General features: G+C 63.2%; 17 protein-coding genes. 6 read left to right on the forward strand and 11 right to left on the reverse strand.

Annotated elements, in window-relative coordinates; genetic code table 11:
• Window positions 1–36 precede the first annotated feature (36 nt).
• The 9 genes from AC1RN5_RS04345 to AC1RN5_RS04385 form a co-directional block, all read right to left on the reverse strand.
• Window positions 37–960, reverse strand: a complete 924-nt coding sequence (locus AC1RN5_RS04345) for a GDP-L-fucose synthase family protein (protein WP_493040020.1) — start codon at window positions 958–960, stop codon at window positions 37–39.
• A 9-nt stretch (window positions 961–969) separates the two neighbouring features.
• Window positions 970–2,049, reverse strand: a complete 1,080-nt coding sequence (gene gmd, locus AC1RN5_RS04350) for a GDP-mannose 4,6-dehydratase (RefSeq protein ID WP_493040021.1) — start codon at window positions 2,047–2,049, stop codon at window positions 970–972.
• Between the two features lie 506 nt (window positions 2,050–2,555).
• Complete coding sequence (locus tag AC1RN5_RS04355) at window positions 2,556–3,176, reverse strand: sugar transferase (protein WP_493040022.1); 621 nt, start codon at window positions 3,174–3,176, stop codon at window positions 2,556–2,558.
• Window positions 3,177–3,506: 330 nt separating this feature from the next.
• A complete protein-coding gene (locus tag AC1RN5_RS04360) occupies window positions 3,507–5,762 on the reverse strand; it encodes a GumC family protein (protein WP_493040023.1) in 2,256 nt (751 codons plus the stop codon).
• Window positions 5,763–5,886: 124 nt separating this feature from the next.
• Window positions 5,887–7,194, reverse strand: a complete 1,308-nt coding sequence (locus AC1RN5_RS04365; RefSeq protein ID WP_493040024.1) for an outer membrane beta-barrel protein — start codon at window positions 7,192–7,194, stop codon at window positions 5,887–5,889.
• A 96-nt stretch (window positions 7,195–7,290) separates the two neighbouring features.
• On the reverse strand, window positions 7,291–7,773 hold the full coding sequence (locus AC1RN5_RS04370) for a hypothetical protein (RefSeq protein ID WP_493040025.1): 483 nt from the start codon (window positions 7,771–7,773) through the stop codon (window positions 7,291–7,293).
• A gap of 85 nt (window positions 7,774–7,858) precedes the next feature.
• Complete coding sequence (locus AC1RN5_RS04375) at window positions 7,859–8,494, reverse strand: hypothetical protein (protein ID WP_493040026.1); 636 nt, start codon at window positions 8,492–8,494, stop codon at window positions 7,859–7,861.
• Window positions 8,491–9,861 carry an O-antigen ligase family protein gene (locus tag AC1RN5_RS04380; RefSeq protein ID WP_493040027.1) on the reverse strand — a complete coding sequence of 457 codons (1,371 nt, stop codon included), beginning with the start codon at window positions 9,859–9,861 and terminating at the stop codon, window positions 8,491–8,493. The genes AC1RN5_RS04375 and AC1RN5_RS04380 overlap by 4 nt, the downstream gene beginning before the upstream one ends.
• Window positions 9,862–9,906: 45 nt before the next feature.
• Window positions 9,907–10,755, reverse strand: coding sequence for a transglutaminase-like cysteine peptidase (locus tag AC1RN5_RS04385; protein WP_493040028.1), 849 nt, complete (start codon window positions 10,753–10,755; stop codon window positions 9,907–9,909).
• A 386-nt stretch (window positions 10,756–11,141) separates the two neighbouring features.
• Between AC1RN5_RS04385 and AC1RN5_RS04390 the strand changes: the two genes are divergently transcribed.
• The 3 genes from AC1RN5_RS04390 to AC1RN5_RS04400 all read left to right on the forward strand — a co-directional run bounded on the left by AC1RN5_RS04390 (window position 11,142) and on the right by AC1RN5_RS04400 (window position 14,985).
• Window positions 11,142–11,717, forward strand: coding sequence for a polysaccharide biosynthesis/export family protein (locus AC1RN5_RS04390; RefSeq protein WP_493040029.1), 576 nt, complete (start codon window positions 11,142–11,144; stop codon window positions 11,715–11,717).
• Between the two features lie 72 nt (window positions 11,718–11,789).
• Complete coding sequence (galE, locus tag AC1RN5_RS04395; RefSeq protein ID WP_493040030.1) at window positions 11,790–12,782, forward strand: UDP-glucose 4-epimerase GalE; 993 nt, start codon at window positions 11,790–11,792, stop codon at window positions 12,780–12,782.
• Window positions 12,783–12,822: 40 nt separating this feature from the next.
• The gene (locus AC1RN5_RS04400) at window positions 12,823–14,985 is read left to right on the forward strand and encodes an AGE family epimerase/isomerase (RefSeq protein ID WP_493040031.1); all 2,163 of its coding nucleotides are present in this window, start codon (window positions 12,823–12,825) and stop codon (window positions 14,983–14,985) included.
• 43 nt (window positions 14,986–15,028) lie between these two features.
• Here AC1RN5_RS04400 and AC1RN5_RS04405 read toward each other — a convergent pair whose 3' ends face one another.
• Window positions 15,029–15,835, reverse strand: a complete 807-nt coding sequence (locus tag AC1RN5_RS04405; protein ID WP_493040032.1) for an alpha/beta fold hydrolase — start codon at window positions 15,833–15,835, stop codon at window positions 15,029–15,031.
• Window positions 15,836–16,549: 714 nt separating this feature from the next.
• On the opposite strand from AC1RN5_RS04405, the gene AC1RN5_RS04410 reads away from it, so the two are divergent.
• The 3 genes from AC1RN5_RS04410 to AC1RN5_RS04420 all read left to right on the forward strand — a co-directional run bounded on the left by AC1RN5_RS04410 (window position 16,550) and on the right by AC1RN5_RS04420 (window position 21,664).
• Window positions 16,550–18,982, forward strand: coding sequence for a TonB-dependent receptor plug domain-containing protein (locus tag AC1RN5_RS04410; protein ID WP_493040033.1), 2,433 nt, complete (start codon window positions 16,550–16,552; stop codon window positions 18,980–18,982).
• Window positions 18,983–19,334: 352 nt separating this feature from the next.
• Window positions 19,335–21,188: a phosphoenolpyruvate carboxykinase (GTP) gene (locus AC1RN5_RS04415; RefSeq protein WP_493040034.1), complete on the forward strand. Its 1,854-nt coding sequence runs from the start codon at window positions 19,335–19,337 to the stop codon at window positions 21,186–21,188.
• 5 nt (window positions 21,189–21,193) lie between these two features.
• Window positions 21,194–21,664, forward strand: coding sequence for an XdhC family protein (locus AC1RN5_RS04420; RefSeq protein ID WP_493040035.1), 471 nt, complete (start codon window positions 21,194–21,196; stop codon window positions 21,662–21,664).
• Window positions 21,665–21,690: 26 nt separating this feature from the next.
• On the opposite strand, the gene AC1RN5_RS04425 is transcribed toward AC1RN5_RS04420, so the two are convergent.
• A complete protein-coding gene (locus tag AC1RN5_RS04425; RefSeq protein ID WP_493040036.1) occupies window positions 21,691–22,977 on the reverse strand; it encodes an O-acetylhomoserine aminocarboxypropyltransferase in 1,287 nt (428 codons plus the stop codon).
• Between the last annotated feature and the right edge of the window lie 37 nt (window positions 22,978–23,014).

Below are 23,014 nucleotides of genomic sequence, written 5' to 3' on the forward strand. Positions count from 1 at the left end.
GAGTTGCTCATTAGGTAAGTTGTTGAAGCTTCTCGATTAAGTGGCAAATTCTAAAAACCACTGATAAGTCTCAAGAATGCCCTGTTTCAGATGCACTTTTGGCGTCCAGCCCATTCTGTTCAGCTTCTGCGAGTCGAGAAGCTTCCTGGGGGTTCCGTCCGGGTAAGATGGATCGAACTCAATTTTGCCACCAAATCCGACAACATCAGCCACAAGCTTCGCTAGGCTCCTGATGTTGACTTCCTCCCCACTCCCTATGTTTATGTGAGAGGCGTCAGAATAGTGGTTCAATAAATGAACTACAGCATCAGCGCAGTCATCAACAAAGAGAAATTCACGTAGAGGTGACCCGGTTCCCCACAACGTAAGAATGTCGGACGAGTTCAGCTTTGCGTCGTGAGCCTTTCGAATAATCGCCGGGAGCACGTGGCTGCTGTCCACACTAAAATTATCATTCGGCCCGTACATATTTGTCGGCATGGCTGAGATGTAGTCGACGCCATACTGTTTTCGATAAGCCTGAGCGAGTTTGATGCCGGCAATTTTCGCTATCGCATACCATTCGTTCGTTGCTTCTAACGACCCGGTTAGGAGTGCATCTTCGGGGATAGGCTGCGGCGCAAGTTTGGGGTAGATGCAGCTCGATCCGAGGAAGAGTAGCTTTTTTACTCCTGCAAGATATGCCGCCCGGATAATATTCGTTTGGATGAGCAGGTTGTCCTGTAGAAAATCTACAGGGCTGCGTTGATTGGCGAGTATTCCGCCAACGCGAGCGGCGGCGATTACTATAACGTCAGGTCGGTTTTGAGATATCCACTGAGCGGTATCATCTTGGCGCGTAAGGTCCAGCTCGCTTTTACTTACAGACAGTAAGTCGCAATTTTCAGTCTGAAGACGACGAGCAATCGCGGAGCCGACCATTCCCTGATGGCCAGCGACCCAAACCGTCTTATCTTCCAAGAAAGGCATCTAAGCAGGCCCGCCCTTTAAAGGCTTGGTCGTGGCTGCGACCAAGTCCGCTTGCACCATCTCCTTTACGAGCGACCTTACATCTATCTCAGGTTTCCATCCCAAGACGTCCTGGGCCTTTCGCGGGTCTCCGATTAGCAAATCAACTTCAGTGGGACGGAAGTAGCGCGGATCTATACGAACGAGGGTCTTTCCGCTCGTGGCATCGACTCCGCTTTCGGTGATGCCACTTCCTTCCCAGCGAATTGATATTCCGACATCCTGGAATGCCCACTCGGCGAATTGCCGAACGGTTGTCGTTATCCCCGTCGCGAGAACGAAATCGGAGGGCTTCTCCTGCTGAAGCATGAGCCACATGCCGTAAACATACTCTCGAGCATGGCCCCAATCGCGTTTCGCATCTAAATTTCCGAGATACAGCGCCTCTTGCCGGCCAAGGCTGATCGCTGCGGCCGCTCGTGTGATCTTTCGCGTTACAAAGGTCTCCCCCCGGAGCGGGCTCTCATGATTGAAGAGAATCCCGTTGCAGGCAAACATATTGTACGCCTCTCGATAGTTAACAACTATCCAGTAAGCATATAGTTTCGCCGCCGCATATGGTGACCTCGGGTAGAACGGCGTTGTCTCTGATTGCGGAACCTGCTGGACCAAACCAAATAGTTCGGAAGTGGATGCCTGGTAAAATTTTGTCTTTCCGGCCAAGCCTAGAATTCTGATGGCTTCCAAGATCCGAAGCGTTCCAAGACCGTCTGAATTCGCCGTATATTCTGGAGTTTCAAAACTAACTTGAACGTGACTCTGGGCCGCCAGATTATATATCTCGTCCGGCTGAACTTCCTGCACGATGCGAATAAGGTTCGTGGCGTCTGTTAGATCACCATAGTGTAATGTGAGGCGCGGATTTTCGACATGCGGATCTTCGTATAAGTGCTCAATGCGGCCTGTATTGAATGAAGAGGACCGCCGCTTAATCCCATGTACGATATAGCCCTTCGTGAGAAGTAACTCGGCTAGGTATGCCCCATCCTGACCCGTAATTCCTGTAATGAGAGCGACCTTTGGGCCGGATGAGTCCGCCATAATTTTTGCCTAGCTCGAATTTTAGTGAATTTGACCGAACGCTGTTTGTGATGTTGCGGGCATTTCGGGGTCTCTTTGGTGCACGAGAAATCCGTCCTGTAGGGCCTTGCGATACCCAGCGATGGGAATTTGATGGCACCACAAACGTAGCTCACATATCGCTCTAAGCCAGAGAGGATTCTATTGCCATTCCTCTGGGAAGCGCGCCGATTTCGGGGAGCCCTAGTTGCGTAGCCCGCGGCCAATACTGGGTAAGAGATCGATGGTTTGGTGAATGGGCGCTGAAGGTTCGTTTCATAGCGGAGGCTTTGGGCATGTGAGGGCACGTGGAGCGAACGCATGTGCTGATTTGAGGTACTTTAGCCATTTTGGCTGCTTCCAGAGTTTGAAGTTCCTTCTATTGTCTCCTGTCAGCTAAAATTAGGCGGCCAATTGGGCAGCCCTACATCGAGTGCCAGGCGAAGCTGGTCAGTCGTGAAGAAATTTTGGCTGACACACTCTGCCGCTCAATAAGAACCACTCCGTGTTAGCACGGCCGGAATGGTTGCCAGGAGAATTCCCAGGTTCAATTTCAGGGAGCGGCGTCTTGAATAGAGAACATCGAACGCAATCCGACGTCGGTAACTTACACTATTTCTTCCATTCACTTGCCATAACCCCGTAATTCCCGGCTGGACGGCAAAGTAGGACTTGGCCCTTCGGCCATATCGTTCGAGTTCTTCTCGGACGATAGGCCTCGGGCCGACGAGACTCATCTCGCCAGTCAAGACGTTGAATAACTGTGGGAGTTCGTCGATGCTTGATGAGCGAAGGAACTTTCCCAGTGGCGTTACCCGGGGGTCCGCGCGGAGTTTCTGATCGGCTTCCCACTCTGCGCGCGCGCTCGCGTCGCGGGCGAGCAGGGATGCTAATCGGGCCTCTGCATCTGTTACCATGCTGCGAAATTTCCAGCACCGAAACGTCTTGCCATGTAAGCCGTAGCGGCTGTGACCGAATAGGACCGGCCCACCGTCATGGACGAGAATGGCCAGCGCCACCGCTGCCATCAGTGGCGCAAAAAAGACGAGCATGATCGATGCGATTGAGATGTCGAGTAAACGGCAGGCAGAGATCCCGGGTGTCGGCATGGGGGCTTCCGCTGCCAGGTACGATTTTGAGGGGGTAGGAGCTCGACGGCTAAGTGGGTGCCGGCACAATGATGAGTCACCGACTGAAAGTTCGGTTGGTGCCCCCATCAGCCGATTGCTTCCCTTGCCTTCAAACGATCCGAGAAGAGTGCATGATAGGGGCACGCCTTCGCTGGGAGCAGAAGGATCGGAATTCAAGTTCAGAGATTGCATGGAAGTGCTCTCAATTTGAGACGCGTGCCTCTGATTGCGGCACGCATGCCCCATTCCGAACTAGGTGAGACGCGGAAAGACTTGTTGGGATTATAGGCGTGAGCGGCAGTCATCGGATCAGCTTGTGTAGTACTTTTTGTATTCCGTGTAGTAATAACCGGGATCGCCGTATCCGTACTTAGACTGCTGCTTCATGTCGACCTGTGTGAGCGCCACGCCTGCGACGTGGGAGCCTGTGCCAGAAAGGAGACGGAATGCGGCCTCAATGGCGTGTTGTGGAGTCTTCCGCCAGCGCGCGAGGAAGACGACCACATCGGCCTTTGGAGCGAGGACGCGGGTATCTGCGACAGGCAACAACGGCGCGGTATCCAGGATCACAAGGTCAAATCGATCGCGAAGATCGGCCAAAAGCCTGTCCATGGCTGCGGTTCCAAAGACGTCCCTAGGGGTGTAATTTGCCTTCGTGAGAGGCAGGAATTGCGCGCCGCTAACGGGATCAAGGATTAATGCCTGCTCCAAGGAAGTTTCGCCGCTAAGGACCTCAAGCAGACCGCGCTCAGGCTCCTGCTCTAACATTCGATTAACGGTCCTCCGCCTCAGATCGCAGTCTACGATCACGGTGCGAAGGCCCTGCAAGGCTGATGATCGGGCGAGGCATAGCGAGGTGGTGGTCTTGCCTTCTCCGGGAAGGGCTGATGTCACCGCGACAACTTTCACTGGTTCTCCCAAGCGGGAGTACGTGATTGATGCCCTGAGGTTGCGGAAGGCTTCCGAGAAGCTAGAAAGGGGCTTCTCAACGACGTAGTCGATTGGCGAACTGGCCTTTCCCTCAGCGACTGATGCAAGTAGGGGGATAGCACCAAGGTAAGAGGTTTCAAGGCGGCGTTCGACATCTTCGGCGGTTGCTAGGCCCGCATCTAACATTTCGGCGAATATAATTGCGCCGCAGCCAGCGCCAATAGCTAGGAGGATGCCCAGGAATAGATTCATCGCGACCTTCGGCGAGCTCTGGCGAGTGGGAATCTTAGCCTTCGAAACAACACGAGCGTCCGACTGTTCAATACCCTGCTGCGTACTCGTTTCCTTGTAGCGATTGAGGTAACTTTCGTAGAGGGTTCTGCTTGCATCTGCTGCGCGTTGGAGTTCATTCAGTCGGACCATCGCTCGGCTGTTGGCAGCGAGAGTGCCTTTGGCGCCGCCAAGACTCCCGCCGATTGCCGCCGCCCGCTGGCGAGAGACCGAAGTCTTGGCCTCGAGGTTGGATATGATGCGCTGAATTTCTTGCTGGATCTGCCCGTCAATGTCGGAAAGCTGACGCTTCGCTTTCAACATCTCAGGGTGCCTGTCCCCGTACCTTCCTTGAAGGTCCGCAACTTGAGCGCTCACTGTCGCGCGTTGCTGACGAAGCTGCTGAACTACAGGCGAGCTAAGTGCCTCTCCAACATCGTCTCCAGTTGAGCCTTTAGAGAGTTGTGCCTTTGCAGTGGACAGCCGCGCCTGATCTTCGGCTACTTGGGCTTGCGCCTGGGAAAGAGTGAGATTGTAGTTCGAAATTTCTTGTTCAGTCAAATTGGTGCCAGATGCGCTAAGCAGGTTATTTGCGATCTTGTACTGTTGAACAGCGGCGTCGTCCGCTTGAACCTGCCCGCGGAGCTCTCCGAGGCGACCATTTAGCCAATTAGTTGCCTGCTGCGTGGCGTCAAATTTGGCCTCCATCTGTTCCAGCAGATAGAGTTCGGAGAACTTATTTGCAATGACAGCAGCCTTCGCTGGATTCTCAGACTCATAGTTCACCTTTATCACATAGGTCAGACCGGCACGTTTGACCGATAGGCCCCCTAACACGTGATCGACAATCTGCTCGTGGCGCTTCTGAGCTTGCATGGCGGTAACTTGGTCCACGCCCGGGCCCTTTGCTCCCACTAGGCTGCCGATGCCACCAAGCACCATCTTGACGCCGCTGGGCTTTCGCAAAGCGCTGTTGAACTCCGGATCCTCCTCAAGCTTGAGGCTCTTGACCACCCGTTCTGCGAGTTGCCGTGATTTCAAAACCTCCACTTCGGTGTCGACTGCGCTGGAATCCGCTGGAAGACCCGAGAGGACCTCCTCGACATTACTCACCCGCTCCTTACGGGTATCGAGCATGACGCTGGCCGATGCCGTGTACTTCGGCGTGGTCTGTAAAGTCACCAGAACCGACGCTAACAGCACAGCGATGGCAACGGCCGTGAACAGACGTAGGCGGCGGCGGAATGCAACGAAAATTCGGCGCAAATCCAGCCCTTCCGATAGTCCGGGCAAAAGGTTTGCAGGTGCAGCGCGCTCGCCGAAGTCGGGATCGGCATCGACGGGGGAGGGGCTATGCAGGTTCATGCAACTTACGCCTTAAAGGTTAGGGCCAGGCGTCTTGCGAACGTCTGGCCCATAATAGGTCCGCTCTCTCACGGCCTTTCAATGATCACGCCAACCCCGCCCCCGGGGGAGGGCAAGATGCTGCTTAGAACTGCAGCGTCACGCCCGCGCCGATCTTGTTGACCTTGAAATCGCCGCCGGCCGCAGCCCCGTCCGATTTTTGATCGTAATAGCTATAGTTAACCGTCAGACCGACATGCCGATTAAGCAGATAGGTCGCGCCGACTCCGGCGGTGAGCCGCTTGTCATTCCGCGCCACGCCTTCGTACTCATCCTTGCCGTAGGCCAATTGGCCGGTCAGCAAGACATTTCGCAGCAATTCGTGGTCGATTTGAGCGCTCAGATTGCTGGAAAGGTAGCCAGACGAGCCCGCGATGCCGCTGTCCTCGACGGAGCGAGAGCCTGCGACGGTCACCGTGGTTAGTTCCGTCGGGAACCACTCGACCTGAGCCCGGGCGCCAAGACCGCTGATATCCTTGAAGGTTGGATCGTCATAGGACTGACGGAGATAGCCAACGCCGACTTCGCCGCGCATCAGCGCGCCGATCTCGAAGTTGGCGCCCGCCAGCGCTTCGACACCATCGGAGTCGCGGATCAGGGTGACGGCAGGCTTGCCGAGTCGATAGTCGCGCTTGTTGCCAGAGACCTGGATGAACAGTGCTGTCGCCGGGCTGACCGCATAGTCGGCCCGCGCCGTCAGACTGGTGTTCGTGCGATCACGGTCGTCCTGCTCAACATTGACGCCGGTCGTCGTGCGGCCATCGTGATAGTCGAACTTGCTCAGATCGACCCGCGCGGACACCTTCAGGCGATTGAACTCGCGTCCGGCCACCACAAAGGCGGTCGTATTGTCATACTGGATCGACTTGGCGGCCAGAACTGGCGAACTAGAAGAGGTGCGCGGTTCGCTGAGATTGCCATAGGTGACGCCGGCCGTAACATTTGAACGCCGGGTGATGTCGAGGCGGCCCGTCGCTCCCAGCGTATAGTCGTCTGTGTTCTCGCTATCGAAGTCGCTGTAGCGGCTGATGTTGCCGCGGGCGAACGCCTGAAGGGAATGACGCGACCAGGTGCTGGCCACGACGACCTCGGGCTGCACCTTCCAGATCACGTCATCGACTTGGCGGGCGGAGGAAGCATAGACGTTATCCGTCCGCTCGACCCCAACGCCCAGCTTCGGATAGGCCATGAACGCGCCGAGCGGGATGCCGATGGCTTCATAGCCCGGATGGGGGCGCTCGCGGACCGCCACGCTGCGGTCGCGAGCGAAATTGCTGTTGGCGCTCGTACTCGCCAGAGCGCCCGCGGTCGACTGCGCCCATGCGGAGCCCCCCACGCCTGTGGAGAGCACAATGGCGACGCTCGCGAAAAGGACGCGCTTATTGGCGGTCACGATGGCCTCACTTGGTTTGGCATTGGAAGGCCCCCCCGCAGGGGGAAAGCAAGTCGATGAACTTATCGGCGGCGCCTCCGCGCCGCCGACAGATCATTACAGGTTGTGGGCGCCAGAGCCGCCACCGCCGCCGCCGGGGCTGGAACCGGGGCCTGCAGCGAAGTTGCTCGAGCCGCCACCGGGGGAACCGCCGATGCTGCCGGTGGAGCCGGTCGTGCCGAACAGAGCGAGTTGAACGCCGTCAACCGCCGTGCTGCCGCCGACGGCCTGTTGGAAGGTGGTGTCCTTGCGCACAGCGGCCAGGGCCTGAGCCTTCAGTGTGTCGCTGAACCCGTTGGCCGGATCGTTCAGGTAGGCGTTCACCGCCACCTTGATCGCCGCGGAGAGTTGTTCGGGCGTCATGTTCGGATTGGCGGCGATGGTCTGTTGGATGACGGCTTCGACTCCAAGCTTGACCGTCTCGACCTGCGCAGGCGTCTGGGCGTAGGCGCCGGAGGACGCGAAACTGACGGCGCCGATCACGGCGGTGGAGGCGAGGGCTCGCGCCAAAGCGCCGATGCCGAGTGTCTTGAGGTTCATGCTAATCCCCTGGCTCAAGTCGATGCCGGATACCCAGCGTTACACCCTAGGCTCATACCCCATGAGCGACCGCAAGTCGATTCGCTCAATTCTTTAGTAACCCATCGTGTTTCGCTGCATTTTCGTGCGCTGCTTGTTCAACGCGTGACGGCGAGATGACATATCGTTCGAGCCACTTCTGGGCCACCGGCGTTGTCTCGGGATTGCTTACCGCAGCAAGGGCGGCGTGCAGCTTGGACCGACCGCCCCCGTCGGCGGACAGGGACCGCGCTTCACTTTCGGCTGAAATCCTCAATGCCGCCGGGAGGTTACCCCAATTCTCAAGCGCGAAATGTATACGCCAAGGCGCAAGCAGAGGGTCGACCGCGACCAGATCATAGGAGCGGGAGAGCGCCGCGACGCCGGCTTTCGACAGGCCGAGGTTCCGGATTCCGTCAATATAAGCGATGCGGAGCCAAGCACTCGTGTCATAGGGGAATTGCACTATCGCGAGGCGGGAAAGTCGCTCCGCTTCGGTCAAATTCGCCAAGTTCGGGCTTCGCCTCGCCACCAGTTGCTCGGCCCTGCGGTCGTAGCCCGACGCCACCACGGCGAGCTTGAGGCCGCCGACCTTGAGTTCTCCGCCCATTGCCAGGGCAATGAGATGCATCAGCGCGAGGGAGAAGGTGGTGGCCGCCAACGCGCCTGCGCCTATCAGCCGGATGACTTGAGGTCGCTTCATCGGGCCGTACCCTGCGACAGGGTAAACTGTAACCCCAAGGCATAGGCGAACATCGCGGCCATCGAATAGGCGTCGAGGGCGAAGTCGGTGGCCCCGTGGACGAGGAAAACGGCGTCGAGCGAGATGAGCCCAATGAGAACGAGCGTCATCCGCGATCGGGTGAGGGCGCCTCTGACCGCTTTGAGGACCACAAGTCCCACAACAGCGAACATCGCCCCTGCGCCGACAATCCCGGCCTGCTCCAGCCACTGCAGGTAGACATTGAGGATCGCCTTAATGTTCCAGAGCGTGCCGTAGTTGGTGGTGGTGATGAGGGTTTTGTTGACCGCCTCGGAGGTGCCGAACCCATACCCGAGCAGGGGTGATCGCAGGAAAGCCTGCCAGTGCTCCGCCCAGATCGCGGTGCGGACCACAGCGTCCTTGTCGGTGTTCATGAAGCGATCGATCACCAGATCTCCCGCCACATAGAGAACGATCGCCCCAAAAATCACAGCGCCCAAGCCGGTGAGCGCAGCCCGAGTTATCTTCAGCTTGGCGGAGAAAAGCTGTAGGATCGCAAACCCGACGAGCGCCACCAATGTCGCGAGCGCCGCGCCACGTGACGCCGTCATCAACAGGCAGACGGCGAACGTGAGAGCGACCGCCGCCAGCGGCGCTGTGCTGGTGATGCGGTTTTGTGGCTTGGCCGCGCGAAATTGTCGGAAGAGCAGAGCGATGCTCAACACCAACATGCAGGCCATGAAGGTGCCGGCGGTATTGGGGTTGAAGAAATGGCCCTCGAGCCGTCTGCCCCCGGTCTGGAATATCGTCCCGGTCACGCTTCCGAAGAACGCCCAGAGCGCCAGGATCAAGCCTAGCCCCACCATTGTGTAAATGGCCGCGCGAGCCCTGCGGTCTGAGGCGCCTGTAAGGACCCCCACCAGGAAGATGCAGGCCAAGCCCAGCAGCTTGATGATCTCTACGACCGTTGACGACCGGTCGATCGTGGTCGAGCCGGGGGGCTGGCCAATATATGCCCAGACCGGATGCGGCCCGCCCGGCGCCCAGGGCGTCAACTGGATCACGCCGACCGCAATCACCAGGGCAAAGCAGATCGCGGGCGCGGCAAGGCCAGTGATCCGGCCCAGATCTTTGCGGAAAGATGCGCGACAGAGCAGGGCGCCGAGCACCAGAGTTTCAGCCATCACCAAGGCGAAGGCCGTCTCCGAAGCCAGCGCTGCATAGAGGTAATGTCCTGCGAAGATCGGCAGCAGGCCCGCCAGCGCGACCCAGGTTCCCTCCGGCGGTGGCCAGAATCCCACAGGCTCTGCGTCGGATCGGACACGCGCGCGTGCAGGATGTCGCGCCTTGGACGCCTGTTCACTCACGAAGTTACCTTGGGTTGCGGGACCGGCCGGTAGGAATATCGCTTCCTACAGGGCGATCAAGTTCAACCCGGCGTACTTGAGGGAACTGGCGCTCGGCGTGACGGTCGCCCAGTGGAAGGCGTCCCCGGCCACCTGGCGCTTGCGGAAGGTGTAGGGCGCCTCGTTCCAGGGCACGACCCAGGGGGAGAGGTTGTCGAGCACATACTCACCCTTGTCCCCGGCCACCAGCAGCACCGCGTGAGTGGCGTTCCAGGCCGTGGTCACCACGGCGATGGAGAGCGCGCTGGGGGGGAAGCCCTCGGCGATCAGCGCGCGGCGCTTCTCGAGCACATAGTCCTCGCAGTCGCCGAACTTCGTACCGTCCTCGAGCGGCGTGCTCCAGAATTCCTCGACACCATAGTTGTCGATGTCGGTCTTGCGGATGATATCGCGATTCACCTTGGAGTTGACGCGATTGATCGTCGCCCAGGTCTGACTGTCCATGACCAGGGTGGCGCCCGCTTCGGGCTGCGGCTGCGGCAAGGCGGCCGCGGGTTCGGAAACCGCCTCAAAGCGGAAGCTGGCGAGGGAGATGCGGGCCTGATCCACGGGCGTGGCCGGCGCGTCCAACAGGCGGAACTCCGCGAGCGACCGCCAGTCCATGCGGTCGGTCGCCTCTGCATCGAACCGGAAGGTGGCCCGCGCCGTCATCCGATGGACGGCGGAGGCAAGGTCGGCGGCCGCGGCGGCCGGACGGGCGATGGTGGCGGTCAGGGCCGTGGCGTCTTCACGAAGGTTTCCGGCCGTGCCGATCTGAGACAGCACCGCCTCTCGGCTGACCTGGCAATCGCGCGGCTGGCGGCTGCAGAAGTCCAGATAGGCTTGCGGCGCCGCCGCAGGCCCGCTCAGCGGCATGGGTCCGCTCGCCGCCGGCGCCCCAGCATTGGCCAGGCTCGAAGCCCCTAGTGCGCAAATTAGTACAGTCGCCGCAGCGAACGCCTTCGTATTCAAGATCATCACCCCACTCCGTTCTGGAGTTCCCGTGATCTTGTTTTATCTAACGCGCCTTAATTGGGGCTCTATTGGCATAGTGTAATTGATCTGAATTGGCATGGTTTCGTAAATGTTTACATTAACGTCACATTCATTCTGGATTAATGTGAAGTATATTAGCGACTGCCCTCCGATTTAGAGTTTCCGAGCGTTAAGCAAGATTCGGAACGATTCTTGAAGTCGGTATTCCGTGCTTCGCCGCAGTGCGGTAGAAGCAAGCCCGAGGGACGTGTGTGGAGCCTAGATTGATGCAAAGGTTGTTTTCGTTGGTCATGGCGGTCTTTGGCGTCGTAACCGCCCTGCTGCTGGCGCCCTCGCTGGCTGTGGCCGCAGAGTCAGACGCTGTCGCGGTCGTGCGCTCCATTCCGGAATACCGCATGGGCTCGGGCGACAAGATCCGGGTGATAACCTTCGGCGAGGAAGCCCTGACGGGCGAATTCTCCATCGGCGGCTCGGGCATGGTGTCGCTTCCCCTGATCGGGGAAGTGAAGGCCGCCGGTCTCTCGGTTCCGGAATTCCAGAGCCAGGTCGAAACCAAGCTGAAGGAGGGCTACCTCAAGGAGCCCCGGGTCAGCGTCGAGGTCCTCAACTATCGCCCCTTCTACATTCTGGGCGAGGTCGAGAAGCCCGACACCTATCCCTACACCAATGGGCTCACGGTGGTGAACGCGGTGGCGACGGCGGGCGGCTTCACCTACCGAGCCAACACCAAGAAGGTGTACATCAAGCGCGCGGACAGTTCGGTGGAGCAGGAGTTTCCCCTGAGCACCTCCACCCTGGTGGCGCCGGGTGACACCATCCGGGTCGGCGAACGCTTCTTCTGATCCTTAAGAGGTGAGGGGATCCTAGCGGTCTGGGATCCTCCACCTGTCCTAAGCCGCGTTCTCGGGGGAAAGATGCAGACAATCCTGGTCAGCGGCGGCGCGGGTTACATCGGCTCACACACCTGCCTGCGCCTGTCCGAGGCGGGCTTTGCGCCCGTGGTGTTCGACAACCTGTCGAACGGCCACGCCGAGTTCGCCCAGTGGGGCCCGCTCGAGGTGGGGGATATCCGGGACGCCAGACGACTGGATGAGGTCTTCGCGGCCCACAAGCCCGCGGCGGTCATCCACTTCGCCGCCCTGATCGAGGTCGGCGAGTCGGTGCTGCATCCCGGCCGCTTCTATGAGAACAATGTCGCAGGCGCCCTGAACCTGATCGAGGCCGCCCGCCGCGCCGGGGTCGACGCCCTGGTCTTCTCCTCGACCTGCGCCACCTACGGCGATCCGCAGACCGTGCCGATGGACGAAACCCATCCCCAGGCGCCGCTCAACCCCTACGGCCATTCCAAGCTGATGGTGGAGCAGATCCTGCGGGACCTGGACCGCTACAGCGGCTTCCGGTCCGTGATCCTGCGCTATTTCAACGCCGCCGGCTGCGACCCCCAGGGGCGGATCGGCGAGCGGCATGAGCCCGAGACCCACGCCATTCCGCTGGCCATCCGGGCGGCCATGGGCTCCAACCACGGCTTCAAGATCTTCGGCGACGACTATCCCACCGCCGACGGCACCGCGGTGCGCGACTATATCCACGTGCTCGACCTCGCCGACGCCCATGTCCTGGCTCTGCGCCACCTGCTGGCGGGCGGGGCGAGTGAGGTTTTCAACCTGGGCACCGGCACGGGGACCAGCGTCCGCGAGCTGGTGGCGGCCATCAAGCAGGTCTCCGGCGGCGCCTTCGACGCCCAGCCCGCGCCGCGCCGCGCAGGCGACGCCCCGGCCCTGGTGGCCGACAACCGCAAGGCCCGCGAGGTCCTGGGCTGGACCCCGCGCTTCGGCCTGACCGACATCATCGAGACCGCCTGGCGATGGCATCAGGCGGAAGCCGATCGCGCCGGAGCGTTGAAGTAGTATTGATCCGGCCGTTGCTGGCCGATGCGAGGGGCGGGCGATGGCGGTCTATCCGGTGATCATGTGCGGCGGGTCTGGTACCCGCCTTTGGCCGGCCTCGCGCCCAGCGCGGCCGAAGCAGTTTGTGCCACTAACGGGCGCGAGGTCGAGCTTCCAAGACACGGTCCTGCGGGTCATCGGTCTGACGGATGCCGCGCCCCCGGTCGTCGTTGCCGGCGTCGCCCATCAGGCCGCGATCCTTGCTCAGCTCGCCGAACTGGGGGTGGAAGGGGTATTGCTGCTGGAGCCGGAGGGGCGAGATTCCGCCGCCGCCATGGCTGCGGCCGCCGCCTGGATCAACATGCGAGACCCGCTCGGTATCGCGGTCGTGGTGTCCGCTGACCATGACGTGCCAGACGACCATGCCTTCCGCGCCGCTGTGGAGGTGGCGGTGATCAGCGCGCACGCTGGCAGTATTGTCACGCTCGGCGTGCGACCGACGTCGCCATCCCCGGCCTATGGCTACATTCGGGCGGTTGGAGGCGATGGGGTTTCACCTGTCGCCGCCTTTGTTGAGAAGCCCAACGTGGCCACAGCCAAGGCCTATGTCGACGCCGGCTACCTCTGGAACAGCGGCAACTTCGTCGTTGCGACAGCTGTGCTCGCCGAAGAGCTTGCCGCTCACGCGCCGCAAACCTTTGCCGCGGCGCACGCGGCCGTCGGTGATGGAAAGGCCTCGGACGGCGTTCTGGTTCTGGGGGAGGCGTTTCGGAGCGCCCCGAAGATTTCCATCGATTACGCCGTGATGGAGAAGACCAAGCGCGCGACCGTGCTTCCGGTCGATTTCGCCTGGTCTGATGTGGGGGCCTGGGACGCCGTGTGGGCGGCTAGCGCCAAGACCGGGGCGGGCAATGCGGCATCGGGCGCAGCGCTGTTTGTGGAGAGCTCCAACTCGCTGGTCCGTGCGCCTGCCGGCGTCCAGGTGGCGGTGATTGGCTTGAAGGACGTCGCGGTGGTGGTTGACGGCGATGACATCCTGGTCTGCGATCTCAGCCACAGTCAGTTGGTGAAGGCCGCCGTGGATCAATTGAAGACCCAGTCCAAGCCGAACGCCTTTGCGAGCCTCGCCGAGGCGAACGAGGCCTACAATCATTGGCTTCGCGTGAGCGCCTTGCCGCTGTGGTGGGCGGTTGGCGCCGACCACGAGCGCGGCGGCTTCATCGAAGCGCTGAGCGTTGACGGCGAGCCGCGTCCGGCGCCCCGTCGTGGTCGCGTCCAGGGCCGCCAGGTCTTTACCTATGGCGCCGCAGGTGAGCTCGGTTGGCAGGGCCCTTGGCGGCAAGCCGCGTGGCACGGTCTCAACTATGCGCTCGAGCGCTTTCAACGGCCCGATGGTCTCTTCCGTAGTCTGCTCAGCGCCGAAGGCGACGTTCTGGACAAAACCGCGGCAGTCTACGACCAGGCCTTTGCGCTCCTGGGCATGGCCACCTTGAGCCGCCTTGACCCCGGCAAGATGGACTTGGTCGCAGCCGCCAACCATCTGCGTGAGGGGCTGCAGAGCCTTCGCCATTCCGGTGGCGGGTTCAAAGAGACCTCAGACCACCCATTCCAGTCCAACTGCCACATGCATATCCTCGAGGCCGCCCTTGCCTGGAGCGAGGCGGGCGAAGCCTCCTGGGATCGGCTGGCTGACGAGATCGTCGGCATGGCCGCCACCATCTTTATCGATCCCGAAGGCGGCTTTCTGCGGGAGTTCTTTGACGAAACCTGGAAGCCCGCGCCCGGCGACGACGGCCGGCTCGTCGAGCCCGGCCATCAGTTCGAATGGGCCTGGCTGCTGGAGCGCTGGGGCCGCCAGCGCGGCGACGGGAAGGCGAGGGCGGCGGCGCGCAAGCTGTTCCAGATCGGCCGCAAGGGCGTGGATCCGCTTCGCGGCGTGGCGGTCAATGCGTTGTGGGACGATTTCTCGATCCGGGACCCCAGCGCCCGGCTCTGGCCGCAGACCGAGTATCTGAAGGCCGCCCTGATCCTGGGCGAGGAAGATGACGCCCTGGTGGCCGCCAATGGCCTCTGGCGGTATCTGCAGACCCCGGCTGTCGGCGTCTGGTTCGACAAGATGCGTCCTGATGGGACCTTCGTGGACGAGCCCGCGCCCGCGAGTTCCTTCTACCACATCATCTGCGCCATCGCTGAGCTGAGCCGGTTCCAGGCGGCGCGGAACTGAGCCGAGTCGATGGGGCGGCCGAGTGCGTCAGCCTATCCACCGCCTACTGGCGAAACCCCTGCGCGTCGCAGGCCCGCGCAGACTTGAGACCAGGCGTCTTCAGCCACGCAATCGCGGCCAGCAGGTAGCTCCGATCGCGCCCTAGCGGGGAGACGTGGGTGGCGCCATCGGCGTCGAGGACCCAGCCCTGGCACGCCCACCGCGCCGGTGCGGCCTGGGCCTGCCGCCATGCCCTGTCGGTCGGATCGGTTGGCGCGAGACTGGCCACGATCACGGCGGTGGGCGTCGCCCGGCCGACCCCGCCGATTTCCCTCACCCGTCGTAGGCCAGGCAGGATTTGCAGGACCTCATCGCGGGCATTCTGCAGGTGTCGGGGGGAGGTGAGGGCCGTCCACTTGCGATGCGCCGCTGGATCTTGCAGCCCGATCGCGTCGATCGTCGGTTGGACCACCAGCGGCGCCAGGCCCATGCGGCCGCCGATCGCCGCCAGGCGGGCCAGGGTTTCCTCATCCTGCAGGTCCGACATCACCAAGGGTTCGTCGAGGTCGTCGCTGCCGACGCCATCGACATAGAGCACCCCCGCCACGCGCGCGGGAAACAGGGCGGCGAAGGTTTCGACATACAAGGCGCCATTGGAGTGGCCCACGAGGATGACGGGCTGGGTCTCCCCCACGCTGTTGAGGGCGTTGCTGAGGTCGCGCGCGATGTTTTCCGGCGTCGGTGGGCTCGTCCGGTCCGGCGACCGGCCGAGCCCCAGGCGGTCGTAGGCGCAGACGCGCCCCGTCTCGCCGAGATCCCGCATCGCGAGACCCCAGTCGGCGGAGGTGCCGAAGGCGCCGGCTTCAAGCACGACCGTCGGAGCCGTTGTGGCTTGGCCACGACATTCGAAGAACGGCTCGACGCTTCCCAAGCGTGGATGGACGGCGATTGGCCCGTTCGCTGTGGCACATCCGCCCAGTCCAAGGCCAATCCAAGTCAGGACTATGCCCAGCGCAAGTCCCAGCCGGGCGCGATCGCCGACCCCGAGCGAGGCTGGAGCTTTCGCGGGCGAGCGGGCGAATATCATGTCGTGATCTTGGGGGAAGGGTGGCGCGACACCAAGCCCCGCGAGCCGAAGATGTTCGCGGGCGCGTGGCGGCCATCCCCGCCTCCTCGCCATAGTTGTCCGATAACGCCTGATCCCACCCATAGTTTGTCTACCAGTGCATCTAGACCGGATGCATGACTTGGCCGATCCCACATCATCTGCGCGATCGCCGAGCTGAGCCGGTTCCAGGCGGCGCGGAGCTGAGACCCGCGCCTCCAGCGTAGCGCTTGGTGGCGCGCGCGATGGCGTGAAGAATATCTTCCGGCCTGGTCCGATTTGCTACAATCGAACGGTCAATCTGAAAAGTCGATCTGTCCGGCTTTTGAGGCGGTGCGGCCGAAAAATACTCAAGCTTCACCGTAGAAGCTTCACAATGGAATTGCGTCCTTCGTGACATTAATGCGACCTTAATTGGCCGCCCGAGCCCTAAAAGCCCCCAACTGTTCGACTCGTCAGAATGAACTTGGGGTTTTCTTAATGCGCTATCGCTCGCTTCTCTTCGCCGCCGCCTCCTCCGCCACCCTCTGGGCCGGCGTCGCCGCCGCCCAGGCGCCCGCCGCCTCCAGCGAAGTCACCGCCGAGGAATTGGTGGTCACCGGCACCCGCGTCGTCGGACGCTCGCGCCTCGACACCCTGGTGCCCGTCGACGTCATCGGCGCCGAGGCCATCGCCCGCCAGGGCGCCTCCACCGAGCTGGCCCAGGCGCTGGCCAACCTGACCCCGGCCCTGGACTTCCCGCGTCCCGCCATCACCGACGGTACCGACCACGTGCGCCCCGCCACCCTGCGCGGCCTGGCCCCTGACCAGACCCTGGTCCTGGTCAACGGCATGCGCGGCCACGTCTCGGCCCTGGTGGCCGTGAACGGCTCCATCGGCCGCGGCTCCACCGCCTTCGACCTCAACACCATCCCCACCGTCACCGTCGACCGCGTCGAGGTCCTGCGCGACGGCGCCTCGGCCCAGTACGGCGCCGACGCCATCGCCGGGGTGATGAACATCCGCCTGCGCGAGGCGGCCTCCGGCGGCGGCATGACCCTGAACTACGGCGTCTACGACACCACCGTGCGCACGGCGCGCGGCAAGCGCGACGCCCATGACGGCGTGACCCAGTCGGTCGCCGCCTGGCAGGGCTTCGGCCTGGGCGACGGCGGCTTCCTGACGGTGTCGGGCGAGTACGTGAACCGCCACGCCACCAACCGCTCCGACTACGCCGACCGCACGGTCCTGCCGCTCTACAACCAGGGCCGCATCATCGGCCGCTACGGCGACCCGAAGGTGGAGAGCTATTCGGTGTTCGCCAACGCCGGCCTGCCGCTGAACGACACCTGGTCGGTCTATGGCTTCGCCGGCTACCAGCACCGCGACACCAACGCCGCGGCCACCGCGCGCGCCTACAACAACGCCAACAACGTGCCGGCGGTCTATCCGGGCGGCTTCCTTCCGCAGATCGAAACCGAGATCAAGGATCTGACGGTCCAGGGTGGGATCAAGGGCGAGGCGGCCGGCTGGAAGGTCGACCTGTCGGCCAACTACGGCAAGAACGAGCTGGACTACACGGTGGTCAACTCGATCAACGCCTCCTACGGCGCGGCCTCGCCGCGGACCTTCAAGGCCGGCTCGCTGGAGTACGCCCAGTGGATCGTCGACCTGAACCTGTCGCGCACCTTCGATGTGGGCCTGGTGGAGCCGCTCAACGTGGCCGGCGGCCTGGAATATCGTGACGAGTCCTTCGCCATCGGCGCGGGCGAGCCGGCCTCCTACACGGTCGGCCCCGACCCGACCAAGGCCGGCGTCTCCCAGGGCTTCCCCGGCTTCCGCCCCGCCAACGAGGTGGACGTCTCGCGTCACAACTACGCCGTCTACGCCGACGTGGAAGGCAAGCTGACCGACAAGTTCGGCTTCGACATCGCCGCCCGCTACGAGGACTATTCGGACTTCGGCGGCAAGGGCACCGGCAAGATCGCCCTGCGCTATGACTTCAACGACGCCTTCGCCCTGCGCGGCGCCGTCTCCACCGGCTTCAAGGCCCCGGCCCTGCAGCAGCAGTACTTCACCTACACCTCCACCAACAACGTGCTGGTGGGCTCGACCTTCCAGCTCATCGAGGTCGGCACCTTCCCGGTGTCCAGCCCCGTGGCCCGCGCCCTCGGCGCCAAGCCCCTGGAGCCGGAAACCTCCGTCAACTACTCGCTCGGCGTGGTCTATCGCGCCGGGGCCTTCGAGCTGACGGTCGACGCCTATCAGATCGAACTCGAGAACCGCATCGTGCTCTCGGAGAACCTGCCCAACACCAACACCCCGGCGGCGACCGCGGCGGCGATCAACGCCCTGCTGGCCCCCTTCGGCGTCAGCGCCGCGCGCTTCTTCATCAACGGCGTGGACACCACCACCAAGGGCCTCGACGTCGTCGCCCGCTATCACTTCGACCTGGGCGACAGCCGCCTGGACCTGACCGCGGCGGCGAACTTCAACTCCACCGAGGTCACCAAGACCCCGGCCCTGCCGACTCTGTCGGCCCTGCCGCAGCCGGCCTTCCTGTTCGACCGGGCCAATCGCCTGACCTACGAAGAGGGTACCCCGGAACGCAAGCTGGTGTTCGGGGCCGACTGGACGCGCAACAATGTCGCCATCAGCACCAAGGTCACCGACTATGACGGCGTGCTGTCGCCGAGCAACAACCCGGCCTTCGACAACGGCACGGGCCGGGCGACCCTGGTGGACCTGGAAGGCCGGTACACCTTCCCCATGGGCGTGACGGTGGCCCTGGGCGCCAACAACATCCTCGATGAGTATCCCCGCACGACGCCCACCAGCGTCAACGGCGCGACGGGCTCCATCGGCTTCCCGGGCTTCTCGCCCTTCGGGTTCAACGGCCGCTTCGTCTATGGCCGCCTGAGCTACAAGTGGTAGCCGACCGCCACGGCTGAGCGAACAGGAGGACGCGGCGTCTTGCGCCGCGTCCTCTTTCGTTTGAACTCACCGGTTCGGGAGGTTCTCGTAGACACCGGTGTCATTTTGCGCCGGGCTCCTAGAGTGCAGCTGAGATTTGAGGATCCACGCTGTCTTTGGACATCCATTTTGTCATATTATATAGGGCGTTTTGACCCGCCTATTGCGGCTTACGCCGCGTAACATTCGGCTTAACAACAGATTTCGGCGCCGGGTTTGCTTTGCAGGCCTCGCCATTTAGGATTTGGTTCATTAGGGATCGGCCCCACATTGGGGCGCGTCAGCGCCTGGGGCCGGCTGGGGAGTTTCTGCTTTGACCGCCACCACGACTATTCCGGGGCTTTTCCCCGCACCGACCAAGCACGCCAAGCTCATCGAATGGGTCGCCCAGACCGCGGCCCTGACCCAGCCTGACCGGGTTCACTGGTGCGACGGCTCCGACGCCGAGTGGGACGCGCTGACCGCCGAGCTGGTGGCCGGCGGCACCCTGAAGCCCCTCAATCCCGCCCTCCGACCCAACTCCTTCTTCGCCGCGTCGGATCCCCGCGACGTCGCCCGGGTCGAGAGCCGCACCTTCATCTGCTCCGAACTGGAAATCGACGCCGGCCCCACCAACAACTGGCTCGACCCCACCGAGATGCGGGCCGACCTGCAGGACCTGTTCAAGGGCTGCATGAAGGGCCGCACCATGTACGTGGTGCCCTTCAGCATGGGCCCCCTGGGGTCGAAGATCAGCCAGCTGGGGGTGGAGATCACCGACAGCGCCTATGTGGCCATCTCCATGCGCGTCATGACCCGCATGGGCGCCGGCGCCCTCAAGGAGATCGGCGACGACGGCTTCTTCGTGCCCGCCCTGCATTCGGTGGGCATGCCGCTGGCCGAGGGCCAGGCCGACGTGCCGTGGCCCTGCAACGAGATCAAGTACATCGTCCACTTCCCGGAGAGCCGGGAGATCTGGTCCTACGGCTCGGGCTATGGCGGCAACGCCCTGCTGGGCAAGAAGTGCTTCGCCCTGCGCATCGCCTCGGTCATGGCCCGCGACGAGGGCTGGTTCGCCGAGCACATGCTGATCCTCAAGCTGACCTCGCCGCAAGGCGCGGTCCGCTACGTGGCCGCCGCCTTCCCCAGCGCCTGCGGTAAGACCAACATGGCGATGCTGCAGCCCACCCTTCCGGGCTGGAAGGCCGAGACCATCGGCGACGACATCTGCTGGATGCGCTTCGGCGACGACGGCCAGCTCTACGCCATCAATCCGGAGGCCGGCTTCTTCGGCGTGGCGCCGGGCACCGGCATGGTGACCAACAAGAACGCCATCGACTCTCTGCATTCCAACAGCGTCTTCACCAATGTGGCGCTCACCGCCGACGGCGACGTCTGGTGGGAAGGCCTGACCGAAAGCCCCCCCGAGGGACTCACCGACTGGAAGGGCCAGCCCTGGTCCCCCGACAGCGGCCAGCCGGCCGCCCACCCCAACGCCCGCTTCACCGTGCCGGCCTCGCAGTGCCCGGTGATCGCCCCGGAATGGGAAGATCCCAAGGGCGTGCCGATCTCGGCCATCCTGTTCGGCGGCCGCCGCGCCAGCGCCGTGCCGCTGGTGACCGAGGCCTTCGACTGGGCCCACGGCGTCTTCATGGCCTCCAATGTCGCCTCGGAAGGCACCGCGGCGGCCGAGAACAAGATCGGCGAGCTGCGCCGCGACCCCTTCGCCATGCTGCCCTTCTGCGGCTACAACATGGGCGACTACTTCGATCACTGGCTGAAGATGGGCGCAGGGGCCGACGCCTCGAAGCTGCCGCGCATCTATTTCGTCAACTGGTTCCGCAAGGACGAGAACGGCAAGTTCGTCTGGCCGGGCTATGGCGAGAACAGCCGTGTCCTGAAATGGATCGTCGAGCGCCTCGAGGGCGAGGCGCAGGCCACCGACACCGCCATCGGCCGCGTCCCCACCGTCGACAGCCTCGACCTGGGCGGGCTGACCCTGACCGAGGCCCAGCTGGACCTGTTGCTCACCGTCGACCCGGCGGTCTGGCAGGAGGAGGCGGCCCTGATCCCGGCGGCCTACGAGAAGTTCGGCGACCGCATGCCCAAGGAGCTGTGGGCCCAGTACGAGGCCCTGGTCAGCCGTCTGGCCCAGGCCGCCCGGCCGGCCATGATGGTGGCCGAGTAGGGGCGATGGCCGAAGTCCCGGCGCCCCGACGCCCGCGCCTGGCGATCTTCGGCGCGGGCCCGGCGGGCCAGGCCTTCGCCCGCCAGTTCGCCCTCCTGCCCTTCGAGGTGGAGGCCTATGACACCCGGGCCGACAAGCCCGCCGTCATCCTCAGCGAGGACGAGATGGTGGAGCTGGCCGGCTGCCTGGAGGCGGGCGACTACGCTCTGATCGCCAGCGCCACCCACGAACTGGACGGCAAGATCGCCCAGGCGATCCTGACTGCCGGCCGCTTCCGCTACTGCGGCATGATCGGCTCGCGCAAGAAGCGCGACGAGATCCTGGCGAGCCTCGCCGAGGCCGGCCTGCCGGCCGACCAGATCGCCCGCCTGCAATGCCCGATCGGCATCCCCGAACTGCACGGCCGCGCCCCGGAGGTGATCGCCGTCTCGGTCGCCGCCCAGGTGCTGCAGGTGCTGCAGGACGACGAAGACTAAGCCCCGCCGCCCCGCCGCAACCGGCCTCAGAGCCCCGCCAGCGCCTGGTCCAGGTCGGCGATGATGTCGTCGATGTGCTCGAGGCCCACCGACAGCCGCACCACGTCGGGGCCGGCGCCGGCGACGATCTGGTCGGCCTCCTCCAGTTGCCGGTGGGTGGTGGAGGAGGGGTGGATGATCAGGCTGCGGGTGTCGCCGATATTTGCCAGGTGCGAGAACAGCTTCACCGAACTCACCAGCTTCACCCCGGCGGCGTAGCCGTCCTTCAGGCCGAAGGTGAACACCGCCCCGGCGCCCTTGGGCGCATAGCGCTGGGCCAGGGCGTGATAGCGGTCGCCCGGCAGGCCGGCATAGGAGACCCAGGCCACCTTGGGGTGGGCCTGCAGCCATTGCGCCACGGCCAGGGCGTTCTGGCAGTGCCGCTCCATCCGCAGCGGCAGGGTCTCGATCCCGGTCAGGATCATGAAGGCGTTGAAGGGGGAGATCGCCGGGCCCAGGTCGCGCAGACCGAGCGCGCGGCAGGCGACGATGAAGGCGGCGGGGCCGAAGGCCTCGGTGAAGACCTTGCCGTGATAGCTGGGGTTGGGCGTCGAGAGGTAGGGGTACTTGCCGCCGGCCGTCCAGTCGAAGCGACCGCTGTCGACGATCATGCCGCCGATGGAATTGCCATGGCCGCCCAGGAACTTGGTCAGGGAGTGGACCACGATGTCCGCCCCGTGGGCGAAGGGCTGGCACAGGTAGGGAGAGGCCAGGGTGTTGTCCACCACCAGGGGCACGCCCGCGGCATGGGCCGCCTGCGCGATGGCGGCGATGTCGGAAATCACGCCGCCGGGGTTGGCGATGGACTCGATGAAGACCGCGCGGGTCTTGTCATTGATCGCCTTGGCGTAGTCGGCGGCGTCGTCGGTGTCGATGAAGGTGACGCCCCAGCCCATCTTCTTGAAGCTCTGGGACAGCTGGTTGATGGAGCCGCCATAGAGCTTGCGGGAGGCGACGATGTTGCAGCCGGGCTCCAGCAGGGTGTGGAACACCAGGAACTGGGCCGCGTGGCCGCTGGCCACCGCCAGGCCGGCGATGCCGCCTTCCAGGGCGCTGACGCGGGCCTCCAGCACGCTCTGGGTGGGGTTGCCGAGCCGGGTGTAGATATTGCCGCCGGCCTCCAGGTTGAACAGGGCCGCGGCGTGGTCGCTGTCGTCGAAGACGTAGGACGCCGTCTGATAGATGGGCGTGATCCGCGCCTTGGTGGTGGGATCGGGCGTGGCCCCGGCGTGGATGGCGAGGGTCTCGGGGCGCTGGGCGGCGGGTTCACTCATCGGGGTCTCGGTTCCTGGGCTGGCGACGAAGCGCCTT

The sequence above is a fragment of the Phenylobacterium sp. GW821-FHT12F10 genome (assembly GCF_058806695.1).

Coding starts and splice junctions, on each gene's coding strand:
- AC1RN5_RS04400 (WP_493040031.1), top strand. CDS start 12,823: ATGGCGGTCTATCCGGTGATCATGTGCGGCGGGTCTGGTACCCGCCTT.
- AC1RN5_RS04410 (WP_493040033.1), top strand. CDS start 16,550: ATGCGCTATCGCTCGCTTCTCTTCGCCGCCGCCTCCTCCGCCACCCTC.
- AC1RN5_RS04370 (WP_493040025.1), bottom strand. CDS start 7,773: ATGAACCTCAAGACACTCGGCATCGGCGCTTTGGCGCGAGCCCTCGCC.
- AC1RN5_RS04420 (WP_493040035.1), top strand. CDS start 21,194: ATGGCCGAAGTCCCGGCGCCCCGACGCCCGCGCCTGGCGATCTTCGGC.
- AC1RN5_RS04375 (WP_493040026.1), bottom strand. CDS start 8,494: ATGAAGCGACCTCAAGTCATCCGGCTGATAGGCGCAGGCGCGTTGGCG.
- AC1RN5_RS04355 (WP_493040022.1), bottom strand. CDS start 3,176: ATGCCGACACCCGGGATCTCTGCCTGCCGTTTACTCGACATCTCAATC.
- AC1RN5_RS04360 (WP_493040023.1), bottom strand. CDS start 5,762: ATGAACCTGCATAGCCCCTCCCCCGTCGATGCCGATCCCGACTTCGGC.
- gmd (WP_493040021.1), bottom strand. CDS start 2,049: ATGGCGGACTCATCCGGCCCAAAGGTCGCTCTCATTACAGGAATTACG.
- AC1RN5_RS04390 (WP_493040029.1), top strand. CDS start 11,142: ATGCAAAGGTTGTTTTCGTTGGTCATGGCGGTCTTTGGCGTCGTAACC.
- AC1RN5_RS04385 (WP_493040028.1), bottom strand. CDS start 10,755: ATGCCGCTGAGCGGGCCTGCGGCGGCGCCGCAAGCCTATCTGGACTTC.
- galE (WP_493040030.1), top strand. CDS start 11,790: ATGCAGACAATCCTGGTCAGCGGCGGCGCGGGTTACATCGGCTCACAC.
- AC1RN5_RS04425 (WP_493040036.1), bottom strand. CDS start 22,977: ATGAGTGAACCCGCCGCCCAGCGCCCCGAGACCCTCGCCATCCACGCC.